This is a genomic window from Dietzia aerolata (assembly GCF_014144865.1).
GTDB lineage: Bacteria > Actinomycetota > Actinomycetes > Mycobacteriales > Mycobacteriaceae > Dietzia > Dietzia aerolata.
In genome coordinates, this window is record NZ_JAALDM010000327.1 from 1 (window position 1) to 311 (window position 311).

General features: G+C 76.8%; 1 protein-coding gene. It reads right to left on the reverse strand.

Going from position 1 to position 311, the window contains the following annotated elements; genetic code table 11:
• On the reverse strand, positions 1-311 hold a 311-nt coding region (locus G6016_RS16275), incomplete at both ends, for a hypothetical protein (protein ID WP_422110499.1).

The window sequence follows — 311 nt, forward strand, 5'->3', positions numbered from 1 at the left end:
CCCGCCCGACCCGGCCTCCGGCGGCAACGCCGGGAGGGTGGGCAGGGCGGCAGCCGACTCCTCTGAGGTCAGCCCCGGCACGGCCGGCGGCGGCAGCGCCTGCTGGTCCTGATTCCGCACGTCCGCGGACCCGGAGGGTGATGCCAGGTCGGGCCCGGCCGCGGCAGCGGCCTGTCCGGCTGACACCGCCTCATCCAGGGAACCCGTTTCGGGCATCACCTCGAGGCCCCGCTCGAGCACCGCGTCGAAATCGAGGCCGGGGATCGTGTCCAGCGGTCCCGTCTGGGCCGCTGCGAGCCCGGCCGGCGCGC